Origin of the sequence: Mycobacterium sp. (genome assembly GCF_049281135.1) — a bacterium.
GTDB lineage: Bacteria > Actinomycetota > Actinomycetes > Mycobacteriales > Mycobacteriaceae > Mycobacterium.
In genome coordinates, this window is the sequence record NZ_JBAPRN010000081.1 from 1 (window position 1) to 3,238 (window position 3,238).

General features: G+C 65.0%; 3 protein-coding genes and 1 pseudogene. 2 read left to right on the forward strand and 2 right to left on the reverse strand.

Annotated elements, in window-relative coordinates; all coding sequences use genetic code 11:
- Window positions 1-555 (reverse strand): annotated as a pseudogene (locus WAN02_RS03290) (primosomal protein); the annotation flags it as partial.
- A 38-nt stretch (window positions 556-593) separates the two neighbouring features.
- Window positions 594-1,415, reverse strand: coding sequence for an alkaline phosphatase family protein (locus tag WAN02_RS03295; protein ID WP_422262758.1), 822 nt, complete (start codon window positions 1,413-1,415; stop codon window positions 594-596).
- Window positions 1,416-1,665: 250 nt separating this feature from the next.
- On the opposite strand from WAN02_RS03295, the gene WAN02_RS03300 reads away from it, so the two are divergent.
- Both WAN02_RS03300 and WAN02_RS03305 read left to right on the forward strand, forming a co-directional pair.
- Complete coding sequence (locus WAN02_RS03300; protein WP_422262757.1) at window positions 1,666-3,063, forward strand: PE-PPE domain-containing protein; 1,398 nt, start codon at window positions 1,666-1,668, stop codon at window positions 3,061-3,063.
- A gap of 28 nt (window positions 3,064-3,091) precedes the next feature.
- Window positions 3,092-3,238: uracil phosphoribosyltransferase (locus tag WAN02_RS03305; protein WP_422262759.1), on the forward strand; the 147-nt coding region annotated here is incomplete at its 3' end.

Consider the following 3,238-nt stretch of genomic DNA (forward strand, 5'->3'; position numbering starts at 1 on the left):
GTCCACGTCCGGGGTGCTGACGATCTCGTCGACGGCGCTCAGCACGTCGTCCCAGCTACGCGCGACGACATCGGCGATGGCATGCCAGCGCTTGAGCCCGGCCTTGCCGGTGAAGTGGTCGATCCCGCCGCTGAGCGTGCCCAGCGTCGGGTTGCCGTTGAAGAACTTCATCACCGCCGGCAGCTCGCACACCGACCCGATCGACGAGACGATGGTCAGCGCGTTGGCCAGCGTCTCCAACGAGTCGGCGGTCGGCTTGTCCGAAACCACGTCTTCGACCGCGACCAGGTCGAAGTGCTTGTCGCCGGCGGGCTCCAGCTTGTGGGCGTTGGCCTCGGTCAGCTCTTTCCACGCCGGGTGGTCGACGAGGTCGTTGTCGGTGTTGGTGCGCACGAACGCGACCAAGTCGGCGGGTGTCTCGAAGATGTAGAGGTCTTCGTCCTTGCCCAGAAAGGCCTCCCACTCGTCGCCGGCGTCACGCCAGCGGGGCGCCCACACGGTGTAGCGGTCACCGTCGGTCAGGCTCAAGCGGATTGGCACAAGGTCAGCAGCCATGCGGCAAACAATAGCGACGACCGCCCGCCGGACCGGGGTCAGGCACCCCAGATGTCGGCGATGGCGGGCGCTCTGGTGGCGTAGCCGAGCTTGGGCAGCCCGTACATCTCCTCGAGGGTGGACAGCACGTTGTAGTGGCTGATCGGTTCGTTGTAGGCACCGGGCCGGACGTTAGCGCCGTAGAACACCGTCGGAATCTGGTTGCGGGAGGTTCTGTCGTCCTCGTCCCAAGTCAGGATCAGCAGGCTGTTGTTGGCCTTCGCCCACGCGGCGTACTGCGACAAGTTCTGGTAGAGCCACTGATCGCCCTGAGCGATCGAACCGTCGTGCATGTCGTCGTCGAGGTTGGGAATGACCATCGAGACGGTGGGCAGGCCGGCGTAGTTCGACGGGGCCGGAAACGCCGAGAACGGCAGCGAGTGCGAGCTCGGGATATTGGTGAAACTGGCCCATGGCACATGCTTGCGTGCGTATTTGCCCGCCCGGCAGTCTTCCGAGCCGGGTGCGGGCAGGCTTTCCGCGAAGCCCACGAAGCTGTAGCCGGCCGCGAGTAGTTGCGAGCCGAGGTTGGGTTCGTTGCCGGCGTTGACCGGGCAGACGTTCTCCTTGACCAGTGTGTTGCCGGCGAACAACGCGTAGTAGTTGGGTTCGCTGGGATGCACCTCGGCGAAGGACTGCGCCATCATGGCGCCGTTGGCGGCCAGCTGGTTGATGAAGGGCGCGGCCTTGTTCCCGATGATGTTGGCCTGCGAGCGGTTCTCTTCCACCACGACGACGATGTGAGCGGGGGTCGGCACCGCGGCCGCTTTCATGTCGACCGGCGAGCGCAGCGGCAGTTGGGGCGGGGCTGGCCACGACATCGACGCGGTCGCGACAGTCAGCACACCGAAGAGGCTGACCGCTCGATTTCGCCTGCCGTTCCGCCCAGTTCGGCGTCGCATGGGCGGAGTATATGAGCCCTTCGGTGGGCCGGATGGGACCCGCGAGGCTGTGTCGTTTCGCCGGATTCCTGAGAAATTTTTACGGCTTTGCCGCCTTGCATCATGCGCAGGCCCTACGATTCAGCCACGCCGCGGGGTCGGGGTGTCACCCGCGGGCAGGGAGGTTTCGGTGACGGTTGTGCGGAATCGCGCGATGGGTGCTGTCGTGGCGGCCGCCGCATGCGCCGCCGCGCTGGCCACGACGTCCACGTTCGCGCCCGGTGTGCGAACGCTGCTGGCCGAGGTCGGTCTGGTCTCCGACGACGGCTTCATCATGGGCGGCACCGCGAACCCGATACCGGACCAGGACTACGTCAACAGCGTCGAATCGCTCTACCTGAGCCAGTACCTGCCCCCGAGCGGCGACTTCAGCTACTCCGTCGTGGAAACTCCGGAGCAGTTCTGTCCGATCGTTTGCATTGCCGGCCAGCCGGACCTGAATTTCGGCGACTCGCTCAACGCCGGGGTCGGCGACCTGAACAACGTGATCGTCCCGGCATTGCAGGGCGGGAACGACGTCTCGGTGCTGGGCTACTCGCAGAGTGCGGACATCGCGTCCATCGAGATGAACAACCTGATCAACAACACCCCGGCCGGGGTGAACCTGAACGACGTGAACTTCACCTTGCTCGGCGACCCCAACAGCCCTATCGGCGGGATCCTGGACCGCTTCCAGTTCCCCGACGGCGTTGGACGATTCAGCCTGAGCCCCGAGCCTCAACACGTTCCTTTTCTAGGCATCCCGCTGAACTTGGAAACCACCCCGACCGACACCTTCACCACCGACATCTACACCGGCGAATACGACGGCTGGGCCGACTTCCCCGAGAACCCCACCAACTTGTTCGCCGACCTCAACGCGCTGATCGGCATCGAAACGGTGCACCCCTACTATCCGGACCCGACTCCCGGGGTGAACCTGGACACCACCAACATGATCGATCTCGGGACCATCGGGCACACCACGTTCTACGACATCCCCGCGCCCCTGCCGACGTTGGCGTTCATGTTCGACGGCGGGCCCGCCGGACAGTTCTTCTACGACTCGTTCGCCCCGTACGCGACCCTGTTCGACGACTGGGGCTACGGCAACCCCGGTGATCCGGGCGCCGGCATCGAAGTCAACGGGATCGAGCCGATCGGTGTTGCCGGGCCCTGGACGGTCGATGCGACCGGCCAACTGGTCGAGTCCATTGGTTCAGGCTTTGCTCCGCAGATGGATCCGCTGCAGATGCTGGCCGGGATGGAATACGCCGGGGTGCAGACGCTCGTCGGCCCGATCGACGACCTGCTGCAGGATGCCGGGCAGTCGCCGCTGCCGGCGTCGTTCGTTGACTCGCTGCTGACTGGCTACGACTCGCTGAACCAGCTCGATGCGTCTCTGCTCACCGAGTGGACCGCCGCGACGGCGAGCATTCCGTCCTTGGCGCCAGATGCCATTTTCAGTGGCGAGCCGCTGATTTCCGCGCAACCGCTGATCGACCTCGTCGGTTACGGTTTCGACATCTTCAACTTCTTCGGCGCCTGAGCCGCGAAGGCGGCTAGGGTCTCTTCGCGTGGATGTGCGTGTCGTTAACCACCCGTTGGCCGCGGTCCGGTTGACTGCTCTGCGCGACGGGCGCACCGACAATGCGGCGTTTCGCGCAGCATTGGGCGAGCTGACGCTGATGCTGGTCTACGAGGCAACCCGTGATGCGCCGCGG

Excerpts from the sequence above, each read along its gene's own strand:
- WAN02_RS03295 (WP_422262758.1), bottom strand. The coding sequence starts at position 1,415 with ATGTCGTGGCCAGCCCCGCCCCAACTGCCGCTGCGCTCGCCGGTCGAC.